The sequence below is a fragment of the Rhodonellum sp. genome, assembly GCF_030656585.1.
GTDB lineage: Bacteria > Bacteroidota > Bacteroidia > Cytophagales > Cyclobacteriaceae > Rhodonellum > Rhodonellum psychrophilum.
The window spans coordinates 19,418-43,597 of sequence record NZ_JAUSPP010000052.1 but is presented as its reverse complement, the minus strand read 5'-3'; the positions used below and the strand labels follow the sequence as shown (position 1 = coordinate 43,597).

The following is a 24,180-nucleotide window of genomic DNA, read 5'->3' as shown; positions in this document are numbered from 1 at the left end:
AACTTTATTTCAACCCTTCAAAATCCAGCTTTTCCGCAAAAGCCCATACGTCTTCATTCCGGAGATGCTTGCCTTTTACCGAAACAAGAAATCTTCCGGCGTGGATAAATTCAAGTTCAGCGACCCCTTGATTTGTATATTCAGCTTCCCAAACCCTTCGGCCTTTCCTTTCGTGGATCCTGGAAAACCCATTCACTTTCAACTCCTCAAAATCCAGATTTAATTTTTGAATACTTCCTGACAAAAGAACCGATGCAACTGGCCCGGCTCCATCCAGCACCTCCAAAACTATCTGTTTTGTCGAATCTGACTGATGGCTATAGGTTGCTTTTATGGCACTCATGTCAACAGATTCATTGTACCCAATGACGGTCTTGATAATTTTGAAATCTCCCAGAGCTGTTGGAATCCAGTTTTTCAATTCTTCTCTTGTAAATGGGATCTTCAAGGACAAATCCTTTGCTGACAACTCCTCATCCTGCAAGGACTTACCATTGTTTTCAGGTATGAGCGAGCGCTTTTTTTGACAGGAAAAGCCCAGAATTACCAAGAAGATAATCAGGAAGCACATCCAAAATTGCTTGCTGTTGGATTTTGTTTTTTCAGTCATTTTCAATGCTGGATTAAATCAAAATGATGGCAAAAATAATTCGGCCAAAATCAAGAGAATATCTCCATTGTATCAATGGGTATGCGTCCTGTAACAATTCTAAAAAAGCAGGATGGATGTGTTAAGAAATGGGAGCAGATTTATCCCAAAATATGCATTTGATTTCCCAATGGGATTGAAACTGAAGGAAAATCATACTGTTTGGAGAATAAGCCACAATACGGATAGAGTGAAGGCAAAAACAGGCAACATCTGACTGATTGTGAATCCATTTCAGGCTGGAATTGAATGGATCATGCAGCACAGGGGTTTAAAGCATTCGACATCCTTAAATATTGGGGTGGATATCGTCCAAATAAAAATATTCCTTTCTGCGAAATTTGATATATTTGGATAATTGACGAAATATTTGTTGGAGCTTTAAGTTTTATCCAAACATCATGGAATCACTTTTTGGAAAAAATAGCGTTTTAATTCTGCTTCCGATTCTCCTGTATTTGGCGGTGCCGGCAGTTGGCCAGACAGACCTTTCCTTTAGACAACTGTCGGTCAATGATGGCCTTTCCCAAAATTCCGTAGTCTCAGTAGCTCAGGACAACCATGGCTTCCTGTGGATCGCCACCCAAGAGGGACTGAACAGGTATGACGGCAAAGAATTCAAGGTGTTCAACAAAAAATTTGCAGACATCACGCAAGAGTCCCACTTGCAATTGGGGAAAGTAATCGCCGACCGTAAAAACAGGATTTGGATCATCCCGGAATCCTCGGTTCCTGAGCTTTTGAATCCCGGAAAAGATGCATTTGTCCCCATTAAGGGAGTACATGCCGCAAGCAGCATCCACGAGGATATTCATGGGGATATTTGGATCGGAACATTTTCGGGTCAATTGTTTAGATGGAACGAAAGTATCCAATCGCCCGAAATGATATGGACGGCGCCTTCCCGCCAAATTTTGGACATCGCAGACCTTGACGACAATCATCTCCTTCTCACCTTTAAAGAGCGTGTGGTCTTGTGGGACATCCAAAATCAATCCGTCACTGATTTTCAATTCCCCGAAAACGGCAATATCTATTCCTGCGCGATACCAGACCCTGCCGGGAACATTTGGATCGGTACCTTAAATGCAGGGATAATGGTGCTCCCCAAAGGAGAAAAATCCCCAAAATCCATTCAGGCTTTTTTCCATAATCGGCCCGGGAAATTGGACCAAGAAATGATTTTGGATATCATGGTGGATACCAAAGGCACAATCTGGGCGGCAACGTATGGTCAAGGCATCATTCGGCTAAACACAAAAGACAATACCATCCAAAACTATGCTTACCAAAAACAAAACCCGCGTTCTGTTCACTATGACGATATACTCTGTATTTACGAAGATTACACCGGGACGCTCTGGTTTGGAACTGATGGTGCCGGGTTGAGTTTTCACGATACGTATCTGGAAAAATTCAATTTTTTCCACAACCAACAGGTGCCTGAAAACATCAACATCGATGTCGTGCGGGCATTGTATGTGGATGAAAACAATACAATCTGGATTGGCACATCAGGCAAAGGTCTTACCTTCTTTGATCCAAAAACCAAAACTTGGGAAACCCGCACCACTGCAGGAAAATCACCCAATACCATCGCAAACAATAGGGTCATGAGTCTGATGAGCGATGGAAAAGGAAAGCTTTGGATCGGCTATCAGGAAGAAGGACTCAGCATCATGGATATCAAAACAGGCGAGTTCAGGCATTTTAAACCCGACAGTAAAATACCCCTGCCCAGCAATACCATCTGGAAAATATTCCAAGACAGCGCCGGGAGATTTTGGCTGGCGACACGCAATGATGGGCTGATCCAGTTTGACCCGAAAAAAGGTGTGGAACAACAATTTTTACATGATCCCAATGACCCTTTCAGTATCCCTGGAAACAACATCCGGACCATAGTGGAAGGAAGAAAAGGCGAATTATGGGTCGGCACCGAAAACCAGGGAATCGCCCGGTTTGATTTCACTTCCGGAAAATTCCATCCCTTCTCCTACCAAGAGGAGAACCCAAAGTCGATTTCCTCCAATAGCATCAAATCCCTGTACTTTGACGGAGGAAGCCTCCTGTGGATAGGCACAAACGGGTCAGGGATCAACGCCCTGAACATCGACACGAAGGAGTTGAAGAGGATATCCACCAAGGATGGGCTGGCCAATGATGTGGTCTATGGGATTTTGCCCGATGCATCCGGCAACCTGTGGCTGAGCTCGAACAAAGGCATCACAAAAATCACCGTTCCAAGCCCCCAATCCCAAGATTACACCATCACCAACTACACCAATTATGATGGCCTTGCCACGGAGTTCAATACAGGAGCCTATTTCAAAAACAGGGATGGATCATTGTATTTTGGGAGCTTGGAAGGCTTCTATTGGTTCAGCTCTGAAGATATTTCACTCAATGAAATCCCCCCAAAAACAGCAGTTACCGAACTCTACATTTTTGAGAAACCGGTCGCTCTCAGTGATAAAATCACCTTGCGGCACCATGAAAACACCCTGACCATCAATATGGCAAGCTTGGTATTTTCTTCTCCGAACAAAAATGAGTTCCAATACAAATTGGAAAACCATGATGAAAATTGGGTTTTGGCTGGGAATAACCATCAGGCCCGGTACACCAACTTGTCCCCCGGGGAATATAATTTTTTGGCCAAATCCAGCAACTATGATGGTGTTTGGTCTGAAGAGCCCGTTTCGCTCCAATTCACCATACTGCCGCCTTGGTACCTGAGTATATGGGCCAAATTGGCTTATTTGTTGTTTTTTACCGTGGCAGTGATCTGGGTTTACCAATACCTCAAATGGCGTTGGCAAATAAAATTTTTAATAAAAATGAAAGAGGAAGAGGCCGACCGACTTCTTGAAATCGACAGGTTCAAAACCAATCTGTTCACCAATATTTCTCATGAATTCAGGACGCCATTGACCCTGATCGCCGGACCTGTGGAAAGGCTGATGAGCCAGTCAGAGAGCCCTATTTTCAAGTCTCAGCTCAACTTGATCAAACAGAATTCCCAGCGCCTCCTGAACCTGGTGGACCAACTCCTGGAAGTATCCAAAATAAAATCCGGGAAGCTGCGGTTAAGAATTCAAAAAGGGAATTTGGGCCTTCTTTTACAGTCCATAGTTTCCAACTTCTTCTATTTTGCTGCAGAAAAAGACATCCGGATCAAGACAGAAATCCCCCTGATGACCGAGGTATGGTTTGATCCCGACAAAATCGAAAAGATTGTGGGCAACCTCCTTCAGAATGCCATCAAATACGGCAAGCCCGGGACGGCAGTAATGCTGAAATCCCAAATCATAGAAAAGCAACTGCATCTAAGCGTTTCCAATCAAAGTTTGGTCCGGTATAGCCAAGAAGAGATCTCACATCTTTTTGACAAATTCTATAAACCTGATGCCAAGACAGAGGGTTTTGGGATCGGTCTTCCCTTGGTCAAGGACTTGGTGGAACTCAACAAAGGCCAGATCAACCTGCATTTGGAAGAAAAAGATGGCTTCAAAGTCGACCTGACAATTCCTGTGGAAAAATATGCATTCCGCCCCGAACAGATCGTGGAAGAGGAAGAATATACCGAGGGCAGCGGGCCCAAAGCAAATGAAATACCCGCCGGAGAAGATGCACCACTTGTACTCGTGGTGGAAGATAATTGTAAGGTCCGCTCATTTATCATCAGTGAACTTACACCCTATTACCAAATTCTTGAAGCCGACAATGGTAAAGAGGGGCTTTTTATCGCTTTAAAGAAAATTCCGGATCTGATTATTTCAGATGTGATGATGCCGGAAATGGACGGGATTGAACTCTGTCAGACATTGAAAAACGACGAAAAGACCTCGCACATCCCGATTATCCTGTTGACGGCCAAATCCGAGGAAGACAACATTCTTAAGGGGCTGGAGGTAGGTGCGGATGACTATATGCTCAAACCCTTTGGGATCAAACAGCTATTGGTAAGGATAGAAAAACTGATAGAGTTGCGGCGGAACTTGAGGGTCAGGTATTCAGGAAAAACCAAAATTTCCCCCAATGAAATCGCCATCACTTCCACAGATGAGAAATTTCTCGCGAAAATCCAGCGTATCGTTGACGGGGACCTTGGGGATTCCAATTTCACGGTAGAGGAATTCTGCAAAAAAATCGGCATGAGCAGGATGCAGCTGCACAGGAAGCTGACGGCACTCACCGGACTCTCCACCACAGCATTTATTCGGGACCAAAGACTCCGACTGTCCATACAGAGGCTTGAAAAATCCGGCGAATCCATTTCAGAAATAGCCTATGCGGTAGGTTTCAGTTCCCCCTCCTACTTCATCAAATGTTTCAAAGAAACTTATGGTCTTACGCCAAACGAATTTCTGGAAAAAGAAAAATGAGCATGTCTTATAAAAACACAATGCTATTGCAGTAAGAAGCGGGGAACTTCCTTCTTTACTGAAAATACAGAAAACAGAGGGTTTTTTGGATTTAAACCCGACGTAAATATAGATTAAAGCTTGGTAAAAACTTGATAAACCCCGATGAAAACGGGGTAAACCCGAAATTTCCATTCCGTTTCCTGGTAGGTGTTGAAACTGCAAGAAAATGAGAGTGTTTAGAGAAAAAGGTGTTGCAGCGATATGGGGAAATTAAAAAAACAAACAACTAAATGATTACTAAGTAATTAAAGAATTGAATTGGCAATGCTTAAAATGGGTTAATATTCATGGAAATATATATTGGATTTTTGCAGAAATAAACTTGGGTAGGAAATAAATATTTATTCAGTTCGCTGACGATAATCAATTATGCATTAAAGGAATTAAACTACTTTAGCCAAGTGCTTGGAGAACAGGTGATGTAAACATTGCAATAACATCTACCCTACAGTAATTGGGAATTTTTATCTTTAAAAATAAAATGTATGGTCTTTGAAATTTTTTTTGTTTTATCTTTTCTATAGGTATTACAAAGATTTAAAAAACCATTTTTCCACTAATCACTACCCTAAAATTGGCCGAGCTCACCTACTAGCATTATTAAAGGAATAATTTATTTTTTAAAGAGACCAATATACCCTGTTAAGGGTATTTTCTCATTGAATGAAATTGTGTAGGTTTGATAAAAATGCAACCAACTATCATCTAAAAGACTTCTAATAAAATAATTCTTAAGGTCAGATACGATTTTTTGCACTTATTCTTAAAAATCCTACAGTAATCTTCAGATTCCACACACTTATATATCTATCCACCGCATCAAATAAAAATAAAATAGATTTACTTTACTTCAAATCAAAATCATTCTAGCTTCAACATCACATCCAAGTTAAACAGAATTCACATGACACAAGATTTTCAAAAACCTCAAAATCCATCAGGACAAACAATTATCATCAATCAATCTGAAAACCAGTCCAATGGACTTGGAACAGCTGGTTTCGTCCTCTCATTGATTGGAATATTTTTGGGATGGATTCCAGTATTGGGATGGATTATTTGGTTTTTGGGTTTGATTTTATCCTTCGTTGGGGTATTTAAAGCACCAAAAGGTTTGGCCATTGCAGGCTTGGTGATTTCACTGATTGGGATTATTCTTTTGATAGCTGTTTTTGGAGCCATTGTGGGAGGAGCGGCCCTTTTATAAATCACTTACAGCGATCAGCCTGAAAAATCACCAATATGCCCATAGGAGAAATAGAAACACACCCCTACTTACAACAAGGACAGATTACCGGAGCAACCAAACTGATTTTGGGCAGCTTTCCGGTATATGAATATACTGACCATGACAACGCTATTAAACAGCAAAACAGACAGCACGAAGGATCAGTCAGGTTTTTTTATGGAAGTATTGACAGCGGGCTTTGGGGCCTATACAGTAAACACCTCGACAACTTAATCCTACTGCCTCCGGACCCAAGCTTGATCATACAAAGTTTGGCTCAAAGACAGATCGTTATTTCAGACACCATTGCTTCTTGCGAAAGACATGGTTTAAGTTCAGAGGACAGTAAACTCATCCGCAGGTCCTATAACCGGGAAGGTATTCAATCCTTGATTCAAAACGGGGTCCGGAAAATCCTCTGCACTTCTAAAGGGGTGCTTAAAGACCTTGAAAAACAGATCATTTCCAATGGCAATAACCCATTGGGAGAAGTGGATACCGCATTGAGTGAGAATTTTCAAGCCGATTTTATTGCCGGTCTGGGTGGAAATCACAAGCATATCACAAGCCCAATTTCAAAAGTTTTCTGGATCGGAAATTACCAGGTAACCGCATTGGCGATTCCTTCTCCCGGTTCACCGCAAAGACAATTGGCACGGTTTGGCTTTAACGGTTTGGATTGGAGAGGCTATGCAGATCACTATTTTATAAATGCTTTTGAATGGCTTGAGCAATGAGGTAGGAAAAACGGAAAGCTATAATAAACAGCTTTGGTTTCTCAAAACAACATTATAATAATATTTAGAAACTTAAAATGGCAAGAATTATAACACTCCCCATTTGTTGGACCAGAAGTCTCAGTTGCTAAGTTAATTTATTTGTTCATTACTGTTTGGTTACGCTGCCATTTCTGTTGCCCCTAAATACATCTCATCCGGTTTTTGCTTTGTGGTATGATGGACCTTTTGGTTGTAATATGCCATCTGGTTTTGTAGACCTTTTGCCAACTCGTAGCCGTCATCGCAGGGGTTCAGGTAGATATAGTCATATTTGATGGACTTCCAGAACCTTTCGATATAGATATTGTCCAAGGCCCTGTCTTTCCCGTCCATGGATACCCTTATTCCTTCTTTTTCAAGGTAACCTATCCAAATTGAAGATGTATACTGACTTCCTTGGTCGGAGTTGACGATTTCCGGTTTCCCGTATATCTGGATGGCTTCCTGAAGTACTTGCTTGCACCATTTGGCGTCTTGGCTGTTGGACAGGCCCCAGGAAAGAATTTTTCTGCTGTAGACGTCCATCACGGCTGTCAGGTACAAAAACCCCTTTGGCATCGGGATGTAGGTAATATCGGTAACCCAGACTTGGTTGGGCCTTTCTATTTTGAGGTTTCTGAGTAGATAAGGCCTTATGTATTACCTAAGGCCTGCTTTGGTCAGGTTCTTTCTCCTGTACAGCGTCTCCCTGCCCATCAATCTGAAGAGCCTTCTGATCCGCTTTGGCCCTACGACAAAACCCATTCCGGTCAGAAGATAGACCATCGACACCACTCCTTCTGAAGGATGGTTCATCAGGTGCCTGTCCATGATCCTCATCATTTCAAGGTTCTCTGTCTTTTCCCCTGTCGGTTTGTAATAGAGGCTGCTTCTTGGAATATCCAATATTTCACACTGTCTCCTTACAGACAGTCTATTAAAATCAGGGGAGATTAAATCACATCGTTTTTTCATATCCCCAGCTTCCTGCAACTTTTTTTTAAAAAATCATTCTCAACCTTAAGCTGCCCAATCTGGGAATATAGCTGATCCAGGTCAGGACCTTCATCTTGTTTCTTGACATTATCTTTTTCAAAAACACTTGCCATATTTTCCAAAAACTCCCCTTTCCATTTTGAAATCACAACAGGGCTCACATCAAATTTCTTGGACAATTCCGCCAATGTAAACTGGTTCTTGATCGCTTCAAGGGCTACTTTTGCCTCAAAGTCAGGGCTAAACTTCCTTCTTGTCTGCTTGTTCATAAGGTTAAATTTAAATGGTTTTTTTAACTTAACCTCTGGTCTCAATTTCGGGGAGTATTATATCATCCCCACTCTTGCAGGTCAGTTCGGTGGTGACATGAAAGGAATTCCTTTCGGGATTAGTAAAATCAATCAGTTTTACTACCGAGTTTGAGGTCAGCCGCTCATAAAATTTCTTGCCCAAATCTTCATAATCCAGTTCCAAGCTGATCTCATCCAACAAACGAAGCAGGTCTTCCCTTGTGGTTTCAGGATTGATGGCTTGTAAATTTTCTATAAAAATATCCTCGAAGATGTTTGTATTCTCCCTACGAATCTACTGTTTGACAGGAACATACGCATACCCAAGGTGCATGAGATGAAGAATAGCTGGGATCTTAACCCTAGAGTTTTCATTAAAAGCCATTGAAAATTAAAAAAGCATGCAAATGATTTAGCTGGGAATATATTAGGGGTTTTGCAAGGTTATTTTTTGCAACTGTTTTCTTGTTGAGGGGCTTATTTTCCAAAGTAAAAGTCAAAACAAATCGATCTTAACCAATTTCAATCGGATATTTAAGGATATTTTTTTAATAAAAGTAAATTGCATTTAGAATTATTTAATTCTGGAAAAACCAAAATAAGAATATTGCTTATTCCAAAAAATAAAAAATTACGGTTTCCATCTATAATTTTTTTTAAATTTTAGGATTTTAAATGTTTTTATACAAAGTCATTCCATTAGTGTAAACTATAAAAAACCTGCAAACCAAAGAGATCTACAGGCTTTAAACCTTTTAAAGGAATAATTATTTAATGGGATAAGTTATCGGTTTCACTGAATTATTAACTAGGGTTTCCTATAATTTGGCGCTTTATAGACCGGGGCCTTATAAACCGGAGCTTTGTAAACTGGAGCTTTATAGGCAGGAGCACTATAAGTCGGGGCTTTATAACCAGAATTAGGATTAACTGTTCCTGTTTTCCCTGTATAAGGATTAACATTGGGATAGGTAGAATAATTATCCCTAATGGTACTGTTAGGATTTGTTTTATGATGCCCTTCTACAAAGACACCATTACTTTTGGTGTGAGGTTTCACATAATGATTATTGGGATTAACCTGTGCATTTGCAACAACTGCAAAGAATATTCCCATCCATAATAAAAGTAATTTTTTCATAAAATTTGATTTTAGATTTATATTAAAAATTAAACTGAAAGAATAAAACCGATAAATAATCCTGCTCGCAATATCAAAATAAAAAAAACTAAAAACACGGTGAAATTTCAAAATATAATCTTGAGACAATCAAGATGATTCTTGGATGTGAAAAATCGTTATTCAAATTATGTTCCTAACTGCCTAAATAACTGGACTTGTTTTGCTGGGTGAAAAAGGTATAGTCGAAGAATCAGATTTTTGATTGATAAAACCTAAAGAAGAAAAAATACTTTGAGATTTTTTTTGCGAATATATTGCAATCCTCCATATAAAGGACATCTAAATTTTATAAAAAATCCTCATCTCAATTCAGGGTTAAGAACCAATTTCCAAAAACTGAAATATCCAACAAATTTAATGATGAATTGGTAGGCTTTAAAAATTAAACAAGAAGTGTGCAATAGGTTTACAAAAGGAATTGAAACTGAGAGAAATCAGATTATTGGGAGAATAATTTATGACACCATTAAAGTGAAGTCATAAATTGTCAAAACTAATTGATCACCTATCAATTACAATATTGAATTAGTATTGCATAAAACGGTTTAAAAAAGGAAAATCAGCACCCCTCCCATACAACTCTGGTAGCTTCATTTCGATCGCTCCCCTAAGAAATTACGGGAGAATTTCCTTCATTCACCAAATCCGCCGCTGTACAGCAAGATTAGCCTGCTATTCCATTCCGACCAGCTGCATTTCAAAGTGCGCTACACTTGCTTTTTCCTCCGCACCTCAAAGGCATTGATAGCGCGGTTGTAATTTATTTTGTTCCACAGAAATATGATTGCGGTGGTAGAATGAGCAAACTGCATTCACCTTTGCCTAACTCCAAGGCAAAAGGAAAAAAACTTTCGAAAAACCTTATTATGGTCTAATCCAATCAAAACATATAAGACATCGTTAAAGAAAATTCTTATACCTAAATCTATCATGTCTTATATTATGATAATAATATTCATGTCATCCTATCTTTTTCACTAAGTTTCATAGTCCAAAAGCCATATTTATTTTCAGGCTTGGTGTCATATTTATAGCTTTTTACTTTTTCAAGCTCGCTGATTCCTTGTACCTCAAATAAAAACCTACCAAAATTCTCGATAATGTTTATAATAAAAAAATCCTTATCTCTGGTTCTAATGCGAGCTACTTTAGGGAAGGAATGTTGGTTAACACATTTCTTGTTCAATAAAAAAATGTGTTAAAAAGGATCTTTCTGCTGTTAATCCGTATTTTGAATTAAGAAACCAAATGCCTCACCCTGGTTAAAAACCAAAAAAAGCCAGTCCTCTCAGACTGGCTTTTTAAATTATTTTTTGGAAATCGCTATCGGGTTTTTCTTGTAAACCTCATCAAATCTATCCAAGTTCATCACTTTGTTCCAGGCAGCTATAAAATCCGTCACGAACTTCTCTTTGGCATCTTCCTGTGCATATACCTCGGCCAAGGCTCTCAATTCGGAGTGTGAACCGAAAACCAAATCCACACGACTGGCGGTATAGGTCAGGTCTCCTGATTTTCTGTCTCTGCCCTCGAAGATCTCCTTGGTCTCGTCACCCGCCTTCCATTCGGTACGCATGTCCAAGAGGTTGACGAAGAAATCATTCGTAAGCATGTCCTTCTTGTCGGTAAAGATACCTTCTTTGGAACCGTCATAGTTGGCATTCAGCGTACGCATCCCACCTACCAGTACGGTCATTTCGGGAGCGGTCAATGTCAACAACTGCGCTTTGTCCACCAACAACTCCTCGGTGGAAATTGTGTATTGGGTCTTCAGATAATTTCTGAATCCGTCTGCCATCGGCTCAAGCAAGGAAAAGGATTCGATGTCTGTTTGTGCCGCTGTAGCATCCATACGACCTGCGGTGAAAGGGATTTCGATCTTGTGCCCGGCATTGGCTGCGGCCTTTTCTACGCCCGTATTTCCTGCCAAGACGATCAAGTCTGCCATAGATACCTTCTTCGCTCCTGATTTTGAATTGAAGTCATTCTGGATTTTCTCCAATGCTGTCAATACTTTGTTCAGTTGCGCAGGGTTGTTTACTTCCCAATCTTTTTGTGGAGCCAATCGGATTCTGGCACCATTAGCGCCTCCTCTTCTGTCAGAAATCCTGTAGGTAGAAGCCGAAGCCCAAGCAGTCGTCACCATTTCAGAAATGGATAATCCTGAATTCAACAGGGATTTTTTCAAATTGTCAATATCCCGTCCATTGATCAACGCATGGTTTACAGCTGGAATGGGATCTTGCCAGATCAAATCTTCCGTAGGTGCTTCTGGTCCCAAATAGGTTGTTTTTGGTCCCATGTCGCGGTGTGTCAATTTAAACCAAGCCATGGCAAACGCTTTGTTGAAGGCATCTTGGTCTGCCAGGAATCTCCTGGAAATCTCCTCATACACGGGATCGACTTTCAAAGAAATATCCGTAGTCAACATGTACGGTGGCTGCTTTTTGTTTGCATCAAATGCATCAGGAATAATATTCCCGGCATCTTTGGCAACCCACTGGTGCGCACCTGCAGGGCTTTTCGTCAACTCCCAATCATATTTGAACAGGAATGTCAAATAATCGTGACTCCACTGTGCCGGCGTAGATGTCCAAGTCACTTCCAAACCGGAGGTGATGGCATCAGCGCCCTTGCCTGACTTGTAAGTGCTTTTCCATCCAAAACCTTGCTCCTCGATGGCTGCAGCTTCTGGCTCAGCGCCAACATTTTCTGCTGGACCTGCTCCGTGGGTTTTGCCCAAGGTGTGTCCACCTGCGATCAGCGCAACTGTCTCTTCGTCGTTCATGCCCATTCTTGCAAATGTTTCACGAATGTCAGTCGCGGCAAGCAATGGATCTGGGTTTCCATTAGGTCCTTCTGGGTTCACATAGATCAATCCCATCTGAACCGCTGCCAATGGATTTTCCAATAGACGGTCGCCGGAATAACGCTTGTCGTCCAGCCATTTGGTTTCCTTACCCCAATATACATCCAACTCAGGCTCATAGACATCTTCTCTTCCTCCCGCAAAACCGTAGGTTTCAAAACCCATGGTTTCCAGAGATACATTTCCGGTCAGCACCATCAAATCCGCCCAGGAAATCTTGTTCCCGTACTTTTGCTTGATTGGCCAAAGCAACCTTCTTGCTTTATCCAAGTTGCCATTGTCCGGCCAGCTGTTCAATGGGGCAAAACGCTGTTGCCCGGATCTTGATCCGCCGCGACCGTCAGCACTTCTGTATGTTCCGGCACTGTGCCAGGCCATCCTGATAAAAAGACCGCCATAGGTACCAAAATCCGCAGGCCACCAATCCTGCGAGTCTGTCAAGACTGCACGGATGTCTGTTTTCAACGCTTCATAATCCAAGCTGTTGAATTCCTGGATGTAGTTGAAATCTTCCGCCATTGGGTTGGACTTGGAGGTGTTGTAGCGAAGCATCGTTAAGTTCAGCTGGTTTGGCCACCAATCTATATTGCTGCTCGCTCTCGCTGCACTGGGGCTTTTCTTGGTCGCCCCGGACCAACCGTCTACTGATTCTTTTTTGTAGTCGGTCTCTTGGCCAGATGCGATCAACACACTTGAAAGCAGCATCCCACACAAGAGTAATATTTTTTTCATGTTCATATTCGTTGTTTAAATGATGAATCGTACTAATCGAAATCAAAAGTAGGGTATTATGTTTATGGCTTTAAATCGAAATTTTCTATTTGCAATTGATAAAACAAATCAGAAAACACTAAATTCTTTGGTGCTAGGGGTTTGCCCGCTTCCCTTGCCCTGATTAAGTGGGGAAAAATTAGTTGAAAAATGAAGGGCTTGATTTGAGGGTTCAAGAATTTGAGTTGATCGAGGTTTTTTGCTTACCCTATTGGGTAGCCAGCATCTTTCCCCAAAAGAAAATACACCTGGTCTTTTGGTGCAATACTTCATAGAAGTTCATCGTGTGAATCACATGAGGAAGAGAACCAAAAAAATCGATTGGCTGATCCAGATAAAAGTCATTCGGAAAATTGAATTTGGACGGAACTGATATCTTGTTTTGAGCTGGGTCATCCATTACCAATGCTCTTCCAAGCTGAAATTGTTTGACCATCAGTCATGGTTTCTATTCTTGCCTCCACCGAATCGGTACTGTTCCCTATTCTTTAAACAGTCCGATTTTCTTGCCGTTTCGATCCCGTTTGGAAACGGAATCCAGGTTTCCAACTCCCTTAATCAAGTTAGATGCGTTACTTTTTCGGTGTCTTTCGGGTTTCACCCGAAATATGGATTAGGCTTTCTTAGGATATGGAAACCAAAAGAAATCAGACAACTGGGAGACCAATTCCTGATACCGATAGGGTGAAGTCAATAAAAGTCAGCACCTGACTAATTATCAGATAAATACCGCATTGAATGGCATTCGAAATGCATAAAACGGGTTCAATCCCCGACAATAAAAAAAGCCCCAGATCTTTCGACTTGGGGCTTTTTGGTTGTTGCTCGGTTTCATTTGAGCAAATGAATGAATTGGAAACAATTTTATTTGAAACCAATCTTCTTGATTCCTTCATGACTGATTTTGATGGCGTCCAAGGGAGCCAAACCATCAAAAGTCTGGTCTTGCTCCACAAGGTAATATTTCATTCCCGCAGTTTCTTTTTCCTTGAGAATCCTCTTGAAATCAATATTCCCCTCACCTACCGGGGCGAACCTTCCTTGGTCATCCATGTCTTTGATGTGCCAGATCACGAAGCGTCCTGGATATTTTTTGAAGTAAGAAACCGGATCGGCGCCAGCTTTGGCCACCCAATACAGATCCAATTGGAAATTGACATGATCGGCATCCAATTTCTCAAGCAAATAAACGATGGGAATCACTCCGTTTTTGTTTTCCTCAAACTCAAAACCATGGTTGTGGTACAAAAACTCCAAGCCTGCAGCTTTGCATTTAAGACCCATGGTGTTCAGGATGTCGGCAAGTGTTTCGATATCTTCGGACATGGAGAGACTTTTGGTTTCCGGATCGAATTTAAAAAGACCCATCGGAGGCACGGGAGCGACGAAATACTTGAATCCGGCAGCTTTTGCATCCGCAATGAGTACGTCAATATTGTCCAGCGTGGCGGCACCCATATGGGCACTCAAAGGGGTCAAGCCCAAATCCGAAAGTTCTTTTTTGAAGGCTTCGGGAGACATTCCATAAAATTTACCGTCACTATAATCGGCTGCCTCTATAAACTTGTAGCCAATATCCGCTACTTTTTTCAGGGTTCCTTTGGGATCAGTTCCCATTTCATTTCGGACGGTGTAAAGGCTTACTCCGCCCAGACGATCCTGTGCATCGCTGGTACATCCTACGATAAGCAGGAGAATCATCGCCAGTACCTGTGTGTAAACAATCTTTTTCATTTTGGTTTTTTTAGGTTTTGTGAAGCGTAAAATTGAATTTAAGCCCAAGTTAAACCAGACTTGGGTATAAAAGAAATTTTTTTGTGGCCTGAATTCCACTAAATAATAAAGCAAAAAAATCAATTTAAAGTACTATGGAAATAGTCGTTCTTGCTTTTTGCCCACAAGCATTTCATCAACTCATTGAGGGTGCTGGTTCACTAAGCCAAATATCAATTGCCAAAGGAAGAAATTTTCCTGGTTGTCCCAAGCCAGCTTCTGAATTATACAATCCAACATCTAAAATTCTATGACAGTGTTTTTTTGTCAGCCATTCTGAATTTTGCTAAGGATTGGGAGAAATGACATTCATCCAATCAAAAAAAGTGTGTTGGGGAGCTATATTTTGTGGTTGGAACAAATGGAACTGTTTTTTAATTTAGAAATTATTTATATCTTGAATTAATTACATAAAAATTACAATAAATCATATTAAACTATATTTTAAAATATAAATTCAATTAAAACTCAATTTATTAGTTTAATCATTTTGCGTTTTATGTTGATTTTGCTCCAGCAGTTCTTTTGGTTAAAAATCTAATTTTTGAATCGTCTTGAAAACTTTTAAGGTCATTTTGGATAATTTAAGTGCCTCTGACATCAAGGCTTTTAGGAGCTTTTTGCTCTCAGGAAAGAAGGGTGGTGAAGGAAAGAAACTTATGCTATTTGATGAATGGGTGAATTTTAACCATGAAACTAAAAAAGAAAATTCAACACCATTTTTAGATGAAAAATATTCAAAACAAGCCTATTATCAATTGAGGAAGCGATTATGGGATGATTTGATTATGTTCTTTTTTTTACAAAACAAGGAAAACCATGGGGATGACAAACTAAAAGTAGAGATGGACTGTCATAAAAACCTGTGTTGTTTCACCATTTTTATCGATAAAAAGCTTTTGAAAGAGGCCCATTCTTTAATTTTAGAGATTATTGACAAAGCTATAAAACATCAACTTCCCCATATTTATATTGAGGCAATAGCACTTTATGCAAGATATTTTCCATTTTCTGAAAAAGTATCTGCCTATAGAAATTCAGTAAGGAGTCAAATCAAACTCCTCCATGAAGAAATTGATTTTTATTGCTACTTGAATAGATATCAAAAAGAGTCTATAGAAAAATTTCATATCAGTGATGAAGATTTTAGAGAAAAATTACTGAAAGACCAAAATTATTATGCCGATGGTGAAAACAGATGGCTTTTGGAGGAGTTTTTCACCATCAATAAAATGTTTCAAAAAAGAGACTATAAAGAAGCTTACATAGCTTTGATGATTTTTTCGAATGGAATAGAAAATCATCAGGTGTATCGCGATAAAACACAGGTAAGGGGTTTGATTTATATAGAATTAATCAAATGCTGTTTATGCTTAGGCAATAATTTTGAAGGATCAATATGGATACAAAAGGCAGAAGCCGTCTTAGGCAACCATGAATATTGGAAGATTATCATTTGTGAATTGAAATTTCTTCTTGCATTTCGATCTTCGAATCTATCAACCCAATTTTCAATACTCCAGGAAGCGGCAAAAATTGAGATCATGTCAGAACATAAAAATTGCCATTTTAAATGGCAGGCCTATTCGATATTTTCAAGTTTTCAAAAAAAAGACTTCAAAGAAGTCATTAAGGCGATCAATGCCAAGTCCTTTACAATTCTAAAACATCAAAACTGGTTGATTTTGATGAAATTTTTAGAGCTTATCAGTATTTTAGAACTAAAAGACCTTGATTGGTTTCAATTTAAGCTTGAAACAATCTCAAAAAAAAACAAGATGCTAAGCACTCAATACAGGAGGATGCATCATTTGTTGAATATGTTGAAGGACTCCTTCATCACCCCTATTGGAAAATCTGATGCATTGGAAATTTCCAAACGGGTTGAATTTATTGAGACCAATTTTCCATGGCATCCTTTGGGTATCGAAATCTTTGATATCAATAAAACCATTGGCTATCTTCTGCCATTAAACTTAATTTCTCGACCCTAAAAGGATAATTTTTTACGCCTTTTCAAATAATGAAAAACTCTTTTGGGTATGACCCAAAGGGTTTTTCAATGGCACATTGTTCTTGCCAAATAGGATACATTCCTCCATTCCAAAATTATAGCATGTGTAATCAGCAATTGCCAATATACTCTTGGTCAGTGTTTTTTTTAAGATGAAAAACTTCTGTAAATGTCATTTTTTGATAGAAAAAACAATATTAAACCATTGTTTTTCAGTCATATACGAAAAATGGTAATCAATTCTTCTGCTTTACCCAGCCTTTTTAAAATTCTTCTTTTAATCTGAAATAATTCCGTAATTAATACTGAGTTACATTTTGTGGAATCGTCATGAAAAATCACATCATTGTTTGGATGGCACAAGGTAAAGCAGCAGTCGACCTGCCCTATTGGGGAGATATTATATCCAAGAAAATACCTGCCTCAGAATATTTTTTACCGGTTTTTTCGGCCCTTTTTGAAAAATACAACTTACCTGTTTGGTATGCTTCCGAATACAAGTCTGTTGGAAGCAGTTGGTCGCCAGATGAAATTAAGAGTGGTCTACATTGTGTTTACAGGATTATTTTTCAGCAGGACAGGGAAATACCAAAGGGTTTGGTGGAAGAAATAAAACTTATTCCTTCGGTAAAAAAAGTAGAAGCTATTGGAATTGGAGTAACAGATATACCTCAAATTTCCGAGCCGATGGGTTTTAGGCGAAATCCTTCAGAAACGATATTTCTTAATGAAGCCCATGCCTTCAGCTCCGGACATCCGGACATAACCATCGCGGTTTTAGATACCGGAGTTGATCACAATCACTCAGAATTATCCGAGGTCTTGCTCCCGGGTATGGACTTCGTGGATATTTTAGACGGAGCGGATAAGTTTATCGGTGATTACCTCCATCTAGACGATGAGCCTTTTGATGAGGTGGGCCATGGCACCCATGTATGTGGGATTCTGTGTGCCAAGGGAATAAAAATGAACAAGGGCGTAGTTCCCCGATGCAAGATCCTACCTGTAAGAGTATTGGGATCACTAAAAAAAGGCAATGCACTGGTTGGAGCTGGGCTTAAAGGAAACATCAACAATGGCATCAAATGGGCTGTTGATCAAGGAGTTGATGTCATCAACATGAGTTTGGGCATAAAAAATGAAGGTGGTGGATTGCCACATGAAGAGGTGATAAAATATGCATTGAGTAAAGGAGTGACGATAGTTGCCGCATCAGGAAACGATGGAAACAAGGACCTTTATTATCCGGGAGCCCTTCCAGGAGTCATTGCTGTTGGAGCAGTTGATGAAAGGGATCAAGTGGCCGGTTTTTCGACATACGGGCACCATGTTTCTTTTGTGGCTCCAGGGGCCAATATCATCAGTTCCTTCCCAGGCAACAAATATTCCTTATCATCGGGCACCTCCCAGGCATCCCCTTTTGTAGCTGGAGCAATAGCTTTGTTAAAGTCCTACGCATTTAATTTGGGGGTACAACTCAAGGACAATCAGGTGAAATATATCTTGAAGCATACTGCTGACCGACTCGACCATAGAATAAAGGATATCAAGAGCGGATATGGGCGAATAAATCTTTTGGATGCCATAAAACTCCTACAATTTAAACTCAGTATTTAAAAAACCTAATCGGAAATATCATGAGTAATGAAGAAAACAAACCAAAATTCCCCTTTGAAGGATCCATACTGGGATTGGGAAACGGGTCTCGGGCAGCAGTATTAGAACAGCCGACCATCCCTGATTTTCCCCTGTTGAACTTGGGGAAATTTCGCGCTCCCTCTGATTTTAAGATCCATGCCCCGAATGTGAAAATTGATCCGGCAATCATTAAACTAACTACTAAGGTAAATGATGTGCTGTCCAAAAAAAGTTTTAGCTACAATTCAAAAATTAAGGGATGGAAATTGAGTGAAATTTTAGCCTCCGAAGATGCAAATCTGAATACCAAAGCAAAACTAACTCGGGATGGCTTCAATGCGGTGATTGGGGATGTCAGCAGCAGAATTAACAGAAGCAGTACAGATCATTCCTTCCGCTTTTTACTCAGCCACGAATATCTGTATGTGTATGCCTTGAGCTATGTCATCTATAAAGAAAAAGTCAAGGATGCAGCGGGAATCAGTGAAAGGGTGATCATTACCTGTGAAAGAGAGATTAAGCCTTATTTTAACAGGCTGCTTGCACGGGAGGTCATCAAAGGAAAACACCTGAATCTTCAAGAGCAGCAAAGCAAAAAAATATTCGAGGAAGTAGCGAAATCCAATATTTCCTACTTGAATGGGGTGCCCATTAATGCCATTCAAAAAATCATCACAAAATACCTGAATTATGGAAATCTTCATTCCTTGGTTGATGAGTTTTTTGAATCAGGAGGTATTGACCCGTTGAGGGGAACGCCACAGATTCGGCAGCATATGGTCAAATACCTTGCGGAAATTGGTCTTAAAATAACGGATCAGGACATTGAAAAAATCAAGCAAAAAGGTCAGGGAGTTCAGGGTGGCTCCAATGATTCTGATGACTATCAAGAAGATGACCGGGAAGCAAGCGATTTTCAGGAGGATTCTACTGAATCATTTGGTGGATAAAGGTAAATAAAACTGAGGGAGGTTATCTGGAAAGCGAAAAGCGCACAAATTGAAAATCAGATACCTTATTGCCAGGAAATCAGGCCACAACAGTCAAGCCCTGTATTTATCAAAACACTTAAAATATTAGAACCAGTGTCATTCAAATCATTGCTATTGCTAATCATTAATTAAATAAACCCATGAAAGATGTTCTCGAACAGTATGATGAATTTCTGGCTTTGGCATACACAGATGCCCTTAAAAAGTCAATAAAGACAGATGATCCGGTAACCAATGTTTTTCAGAATGGAAGCCCCTATTCTTTTAACTATGTGGTTGATTATTTTGAGACGGCAGATGAACAAGGGGTTGATGTTGAAAACATCTTAGCGGCTGGGACCCTGTATTACATCAAGACCCTTGCCGATGATCTGGGTATTATGAGGGTGGCTGATGCGGTTTTAATGCGTTGGACTTCCGGTATGTTGGACATCCCCCAAGGGAATACCGCCAATAAATTGTACAGTTATTATAAAATGCGTGACGCTTATGCTTCGGCTGAAGAAAGGTCCATGTTCTATAAGATTGTACTCGATAGTGGAGACGGAGAGGTTCTGGATGAGATGGCCATAAATAGAGATTTTTCACCTTTATGGGATTCTTTGATGACAGAATCGGTCAAATATATTGACAAATATGAGTCCAAGGACAACAACTTTAATATCATATCCAAAGCTGGGATTTTTCAGGCGATCAAGGAACTTCAATATAATCTGACGACCTATTCCAGCGGAATGGTAAAGGCAATCCTACCGGAAATGTATACCCAATTCGAAAAAGCAGTTGCCATCATTGATGATGATAATGTAAAGGCCCAATTGGGTTGGGGATACAGAAGATCCATGTGGAATGTAATTGAAAGGATCTGTCAGGAAGAATTCCAATACAAGCCAAATGTCTCTGCCATGAGGACCGCTGCGGTAAGTGGTCATAAAATCTTTGCCACTATTGCCAGCTTTGATGAAGGCTTGATGTCTGAAAGTGCTTTTCAGGAATTTTTGAAAAATATTGAATCCTTTATCATCTCCCAAAGCCAATTAGGGGATTCTCCAAGCACGACTGAAAATAAGAAGGAGAAATTGAAGCCTAAAAAAGCTGAAATGGATGAATTTGGGGAAGATGATTGGGATTTCTAAATGGTTTGAAAACTAACTTTCTTAAAGTTAAAAACATAAAAAATGATGCGATCAACCAATTTTACTGATATGAAAGAAGCCGCCAAAGAGCGGACAAGGAACATTTTGGCAAGTTCTTCCTCTTTCCCTCACATGCCTTATGTGGACCAAAAGAAAATTTACCAGGATGTCATGAATGAACAGATGGCAATAATGATGGGCAATGGAAACCATGAGCTTGCCTCTCAAATGAATAAAAATACCGTAAAAAAATCGAGTGATTTATTGAATGACAAACGCCATGAAAGAGGTTTTGAGGGAGGAGTAGACGCTTTTGAGGATTTAATTGATTCTGTTGATTTCCCAAAATTTGTAAGAGACCTGCTCAAAGCTGTTTTTGACGCGAACATTTCTGTGATGAAAGCCCAAACGGATGACTATATCCGGTTGATGAAGCAGGCTACAACAGGATTGTCCACCTTTATACAGCAAGTGGACAATACGACCACTTTTGCTTACCTCGCAGAAAACAACAGTGATGAGTTTGGAATTGTAATGGAGGATGATAAAGAAGGTGGAGAAAAGATGGAATTGACCAATGCCAAAGGAGAAAAAGTGGACATTGGAGACAATGAGGTAAAAGCCAAAATCATGGATGCCAAAATCAAAATGGCCCAAGAACACCGTGCAGCCTTGCGGGAAATGATTTTGATGGGAGTGACTCGATTGGTGGTAGAAAAGGGAGAGGTGGAAGCTGAAGTCAATTTTGAATTCAAGGGAACACGTGAGTTAGACAAAGCTGATAAAGCAGCTGTAAAAACCAGCTCCTCCTCCGGAACATCGGGAGGCTTCAGTGGGGGCTTATTGGGTTCTATTTTTGGGGGGCCAAGATTCGGGAGTACTAGCAGTACAAGACAAACCCAATTCAGTGTCTCCACAACAAAAAGTAAATCAGAAGATGAATTAAAGGCAAAATTGAGAGGATTTGTTAAAATTCAGTTCAAAACAGATTATTTCAAACTGGATAATTTTGCCCAAATGTATGGTCCTGTTTCACAGGAAGAGAAAAATGCAGCAACCCAACAGAGGTGATGGAATTTCTGAAAGGTAGAACCCATGGCTTTAGCGATACTGAAACACATCAATAATGTAGGTGATAAATATATTTTCGAAGCGGATATTGGTAACAATGCATACTATCAGTATAAGATTGGGAAATCAAAAAGAAATTTCAACGGGCTGGACTTCATAGATGACATTCAATACCAATCTGAATCAATTCTATCCCGGGTTCCTAACAGAAATGGGTTCAATACGAAATTCCCGATTGCGGTGCCAAAAAATGTGATGGATAGGAATTCAAGGTTTATTCAGCTTTTCAGCTTTAAAAACCCCAGCCAATTATCACCTGCCATTTCAGAGGTTGTCACCTTATCAGGTACGGTTTCAGGGGAAAATGATGATTTTAAATTACCTAAGATTATGACGTTATCAACTCAAAAACCAATGTTGAATCATGACATTATCGTTGAGCACGCTCCATTTCGGTTAAAAGAAGAGAAATTAGGTGAGGCCATGTTTTTCAATGTTCTTCTCGGAGCCTTGCCTTCTTTGTTGGGGACCGCATTACCGGCAATTGGAAAGTTGATTCCTGGCTTGGTGAATGCCCTGCCTACCATTGGAAAAATAGTGGAAACTGCCGGACAAGTGTTGCCTGAAATCGGGAAAACAATCCCCCAGAACGAAAAACCTGGGCAGGGAGGCTTGCAACAGATCATGCAGCAGATTTCTCCTGAAGTTTTACAGGCAATTTTACAAGTTATTCAAAGCCAAACGCCAAAAACAGAAAATGGAAACGGATTGGCAGAAAACAAATCCATCTACAGCCGTGATTTATCCATCAATCCCGCGCTGTTGCTGCAGCTTGCGCCTTTGCTGGAAAAAGTGCTTTCTCCAGAAACCATTACAGCCATAGGAGATAGTCCAGTAAAGCTTTTTCAGGCAGTCTCTGACAGTGCCCTGAAGTTTCAAAAAATGGAACTTGATCATTTGGAAAAAATTAACCCGGGTGTAAATGATACCGGGTTGGATAAAATTGTTTCAGCAATGAGACATCCCAATGGTAGCAATGGTGCCAATAGCAAATATAGCCAGGCAAAAGTCGCTCCGGCCTTGTTGGCGGCCCTACCAGCCCTTATGCCATTGCTGCAGAATTTATTGTCTCCAGAAACGATTAAAGCTGTAGGAGAACAGCCTTTGAAACTTTTTAATGCCATCGCAGATGCAGGTCTTAAACACTCCAAGCAGGAACTGGATCATCTCGAAAGGATTAACCCAGGTGTAGATGATCCTGCTTTGGATCAAATAGTGAATTCAATGAGCTTTAAATCAGCTGTTTCGATTAAGGCAAAATTCGATGATTCCTTGTCCATAAAATTCCTTCATGCGCATACTACTCCCATCTCCGGCAAAGCGAAAGTAGTGTATGACTCTAGGCAGAAAATCCATTTTCCTGTTCAATTGATGAATGAAGACCCGGAATCAAAACAAGGAGCAAATATTCCAAAAGGTATTTTTCAATTGATCATTCAGGATGGAAATACGATGGAAATATTGCTTGAAAAAAAGTACCGCATCAAAAACATACCTCTAGGACTCCCTATCCAAGATATTTTCCTAGAGGCGGATGAAATCTCCAAATTGCCACTACAAAAAGACCTGAAAGTAGAATTGACTTTCAATTGGAAAAGAGAAAATAAAACAGTGGGGACATTTAAAAACCACTATATCTACCTCTCAAACGGGTACCTCTTCCAGAGAGTCGGTGGCCGTATGCGGGATCATTTCATGCTAAATGATGTCAATCGATTCCGAAATTATTGGCATAAGATCTGGGAAGGAGGGCCAACCACGCACAAGAGATGGAATATTGACATGGAATGCAAATACTATTACCATATCAATGAGGAAAGTGAAAACATAAAGAAATTAGAGGTAAGGCGGAAAGTAATCCACGATTCAGCCCGGGATGAGTCGTCAGATTACAGACGCAAAATCAGCACAAAAATCATGTCCGGTATGGAAGTAAGTCTGGAAGCCTACAATGAGTTGATGAAGCATTTTCAAAAAGAACCATTGGATGACGAACGATTGATGGCATTCCGAAGTGAAAATTATGTCTCCGAATCCGGGTTGGCGGCTAGAGTAAGTGTGGATTTTAAAGGACAAAAAGGAGAAACATCTTCTTTGTGGGTATATCCCGAAGGTAGTTTTCAATCTTATGTTATCAGTAAAATCATGGGAACAGATGCCGCAGGAATGGTAAATGAAATATTGGATGAGGAGGTTTATTTTCCAAAATTTTCTTCCGCCCACTTTATCGGAACAAAATCACAATGACCCTATGGAACAGCAAAACATATTCCCGGAAACAATTCATATCGAAGGAAAAGAGCAACCTGAGATACAGCTGGA

The 24,180-nt window shown here is 40.2% G+C and carries 18 protein-coding genes; 10 read left to right on the top strand and 8 right to left on the bottom strand.

The features are described from left to right. Positions 1 to 4: 4 nt before the first annotated feature. Complete coding sequence (locus Q7J63_RS12780; protein WP_304886635.1) at positions 5 to 610, bottom strand: hypothetical protein; 606 nt, start codon at positions 608 to 610, stop codon at positions 5 to 7. Positions 611 to 722: 112 nt separating this feature from the next. On the opposite strand from Q7J63_RS12780, the gene Q7J63_RS12775 reads away from it, so the two are divergent. From Q7J63_RS12775 to Q7J63_RS12760, 4 genes are all read left to right on the top strand, one after another. Then, positions 723 to 866 (top strand): hypothetical protein, encoded by a 144-nt coding sequence (locus tag Q7J63_RS12775; RefSeq protein ID WP_304886634.1) that lies wholly within the window; start codon positions 723 to 725, stop codon positions 864 to 866. Positions 867 to 1,050: 184 nt separating this feature from the next. Then, positions 1,051 to 5,037, top strand: a complete 3,987-nt coding sequence (locus Q7J63_RS12770) for a two-component regulator propeller domain-containing protein (RefSeq protein ID WP_304886632.1) — start codon at positions 1,051 to 1,053, stop codon at positions 5,035 to 5,037. A 946-nt stretch (positions 5,038 to 5,983) separates the two neighbouring features. After that, complete coding sequence (locus tag Q7J63_RS12765; protein ID WP_304886631.1) at positions 5,984 to 6,286, top strand: hypothetical protein; 303 nt, start codon at positions 5,984 to 5,986, stop codon at positions 6,284 to 6,286. 35 nt (positions 6,287 to 6,321) lie between these two features. Further along, positions 6,322 to 7,044, top strand: a complete 723-nt coding sequence (locus Q7J63_RS12760) for a hypothetical protein (protein WP_304886629.1) — start codon at positions 6,322 to 6,324, stop codon at positions 7,042 to 7,044. Between the two features lie 159 nt (positions 7,045 to 7,203). On the opposite strand, the gene Q7J63_RS12755 is transcribed toward Q7J63_RS12760, so the two are convergent. The 7 genes from Q7J63_RS12755 to Q7J63_RS12725 all read right to left on the bottom strand — a co-directional run bounded on the left by Q7J63_RS12755 (position 7,204) and on the right by Q7J63_RS12725 (position 14,908). Next, positions 7,204 to 7,722, bottom strand: a complete 519-nt coding sequence (locus tag Q7J63_RS12755) for an IS3 family transposase (protein ID WP_304886639.1) — start codon at positions 7,720 to 7,722, stop codon at positions 7,204 to 7,206. Positions 7,723 to 7,725: 3 nt separating this feature from the next. Beyond that, positions 7,726 to 8,040 carry a hypothetical protein gene (locus tag Q7J63_RS12750; protein ID WP_304886627.1) on the bottom strand — a complete coding sequence of 105 codons (315 nt, stop codon included), beginning with the start codon at positions 8,038 to 8,040 and terminating at the stop codon, positions 7,726 to 7,728. Continuing rightward, positions 8,037 to 8,330, bottom strand: coding sequence for a transposase (locus Q7J63_RS12745; RefSeq protein WP_304886625.1), 294 nt, complete (start codon positions 8,328 to 8,330; stop codon positions 8,037 to 8,039). Before Q7J63_RS12745 ends, Q7J63_RS12750 begins: the two co-directional genes overlap by 4 nt. A 28-nt stretch (positions 8,331 to 8,358) precedes the next feature. Next, the gene (locus tag Q7J63_RS12740) at positions 8,359 to 8,625 is read right to left on the bottom strand and encodes a type I restriction endonuclease (protein ID WP_370691910.1); all 267 of its coding nucleotides are present in this window, start codon (positions 8,623 to 8,625) and stop codon (positions 8,359 to 8,361) included. A gap of 534 nt (positions 8,626 to 9,159) precedes the next feature. Next, on the bottom strand, positions 9,160 to 9,492 hold the full coding sequence (locus Q7J63_RS12735; protein WP_304886623.1) for a hypothetical protein: 333 nt from the start codon (positions 9,490 to 9,492) through the stop codon (positions 9,160 to 9,162). Between the two features lie 1,348 nt (positions 9,493 to 10,840). Continuing rightward, entirely contained in the window at positions 10,841 to 13,108 is a 2,268-nt protein-coding gene (katG, locus tag Q7J63_RS12730; protein WP_370691909.1) for a catalase/peroxidase HPI, read from the bottom strand. Positions 13,109 to 14,038: 930 nt separating this feature from the next. Continuing rightward, positions 14,039 to 14,908: a sugar phosphate isomerase/epimerase gene (locus Q7J63_RS12725; protein WP_019598231.1), complete on the bottom strand. Its 870-nt coding sequence runs from the start codon at positions 14,906 to 14,908 to the stop codon at positions 14,039 to 14,041. 593 nt (positions 14,909 to 15,501) lie between these two features. On the opposite strand from Q7J63_RS12725, the gene Q7J63_RS12720 reads away from it, so the two are divergent. From Q7J63_RS12720 to Q7J63_RS12695, 6 genes are all read left to right on the top strand, one after another. Continuing rightward, complete coding sequence (locus Q7J63_RS12720; protein WP_304886619.1) at positions 15,502 to 16,941, top strand: hypothetical protein; 1,440 nt, start codon at positions 15,502 to 15,504, stop codon at positions 16,939 to 16,941. 350 nt (positions 16,942 to 17,291) lie between these two features. After that, the gene (locus Q7J63_RS12715; protein WP_304886617.1) at positions 17,292 to 18,578 is read left to right on the top strand and encodes a S8 family serine peptidase; all 1,287 of its coding nucleotides are present in this window, start codon (positions 17,292 to 17,294) and stop codon (positions 18,576 to 18,578) included. A gap of 20 nt (positions 18,579 to 18,598) precedes the next feature. Next, on the top strand, positions 18,599 to 19,549 hold the full coding sequence (locus Q7J63_RS12710) for a hypothetical protein (RefSeq protein WP_019598226.1): 951 nt from the start codon (positions 18,599 to 18,601) through the stop codon (positions 19,547 to 19,549). A 182-nt stretch (positions 19,550 to 19,731) separates the two neighbouring features. Beyond that, a complete protein-coding gene (locus tag Q7J63_RS12705; RefSeq protein ID WP_019598225.1) occupies positions 19,732 to 20,727 on the top strand; it encodes a hypothetical protein in 996 nt (331 codons plus the stop codon). A gap of 42 nt (positions 20,728 to 20,769) precedes the next feature. Further along, positions 20,770 to 21,798, top strand: coding sequence for a hypothetical protein (locus Q7J63_RS12700; RefSeq protein ID WP_304886613.1), 1,029 nt, complete (start codon positions 20,770 to 20,772; stop codon positions 21,796 to 21,798). A gap of 24 nt (positions 21,799 to 21,822) precedes the next feature. Beyond that, entirely contained in the window at positions 21,823 to 24,105 is a 2,283-nt protein-coding gene (locus Q7J63_RS12695; RefSeq protein ID WP_304886612.1) for a hypothetical protein, read from the top strand. Positions 24,106 to 24,180 lie beyond the last annotated feature (75 nt).

Excerpts from the sequence above, each read along its gene's own strand:
- Q7J63_RS12780 (WP_304886635.1), bottom strand. The coding sequence starts at position 610 with ATGACTGAAAAAACAAAATCCAACAGCAAGCAATTTTGGATGTGCTTC.
- Q7J63_RS12775 (WP_304886634.1), top strand. The coding sequence starts at position 723 with ATGGATGTGTTAAGAAATGGGAGCAGATTTATCCCAAAATATGCATTT.
- Q7J63_RS12770 (WP_304886632.1), top strand. The coding sequence starts at position 1,051 with ATGGAATCACTTTTTGGAAAAAATAGCGTTTTAATTCTGCTTCCGATT.
- Q7J63_RS12765 (WP_304886631.1), top strand. The coding sequence starts at position 5,984 with ATGACACAAGATTTTCAAAAACCTCAAAATCCATCAGGACAAACAATT.
- Q7J63_RS12760 (WP_304886629.1), top strand. The coding sequence starts at position 6,322 with ATGCCCATAGGAGAAATAGAAACACACCCCTACTTACAACAAGGACAG.
- Q7J63_RS12750 (WP_304886627.1), bottom strand. The coding sequence starts at position 8,040 with ATGAAAAAACGATGTGATTTAATCTCCCCTGATTTTAATAGACTGTCT.
- Q7J63_RS12745 (WP_304886625.1), bottom strand. The coding sequence starts at position 8,330 with ATGAACAAGCAGACAAGAAGGAAGTTTAGCCCTGACTTTGAGGCAAAA.
- Q7J63_RS12735 (WP_304886623.1), bottom strand. The coding sequence starts at position 9,492 with ATGAAAAAATTACTTTTATTATGGATGGGAATATTCTTTGCAGTTGTT.
- katG (WP_370691909.1), bottom strand. The coding sequence starts at position 13,108 with ATGCTGCTTTCAAGTGTGTTGATCGCATCTGGCCAAGAGACCGACTAC.
- Q7J63_RS12725 (WP_019598231.1), bottom strand. The coding sequence starts at position 14,908 with ATGAAAAAGATTGTTTACACACAGGTACTGGCGATGATTCTCCTGCTT.
- Q7J63_RS12715 (WP_304886617.1), top strand. The coding sequence starts at position 17,292 with ATGAAAAATCACATCATTGTTTGGATGGCACAAGGTAAAGCAGCAGTC.
- Q7J63_RS12710 (WP_019598226.1), top strand. The coding sequence starts at position 18,599 with ATGAGTAATGAAGAAAACAAACCAAAATTCCCCTTTGAAGGATCCATA.
- Q7J63_RS12705 (WP_019598225.1), top strand. The coding sequence starts at position 19,732 with ATGAAAGATGTTCTCGAACAGTATGATGAATTTCTGGCTTTGGCATAC.
- Q7J63_RS12700 (WP_304886613.1), top strand. The coding sequence starts at position 20,770 with ATGATGCGATCAACCAATTTTACTGATATGAAAGAAGCCGCCAAAGAG.
- Q7J63_RS12695 (WP_304886612.1), top strand. The coding sequence starts at position 21,823 with ATGGCTTTAGCGATACTGAAACACATCAATAATGTAGGTGATAAATAT.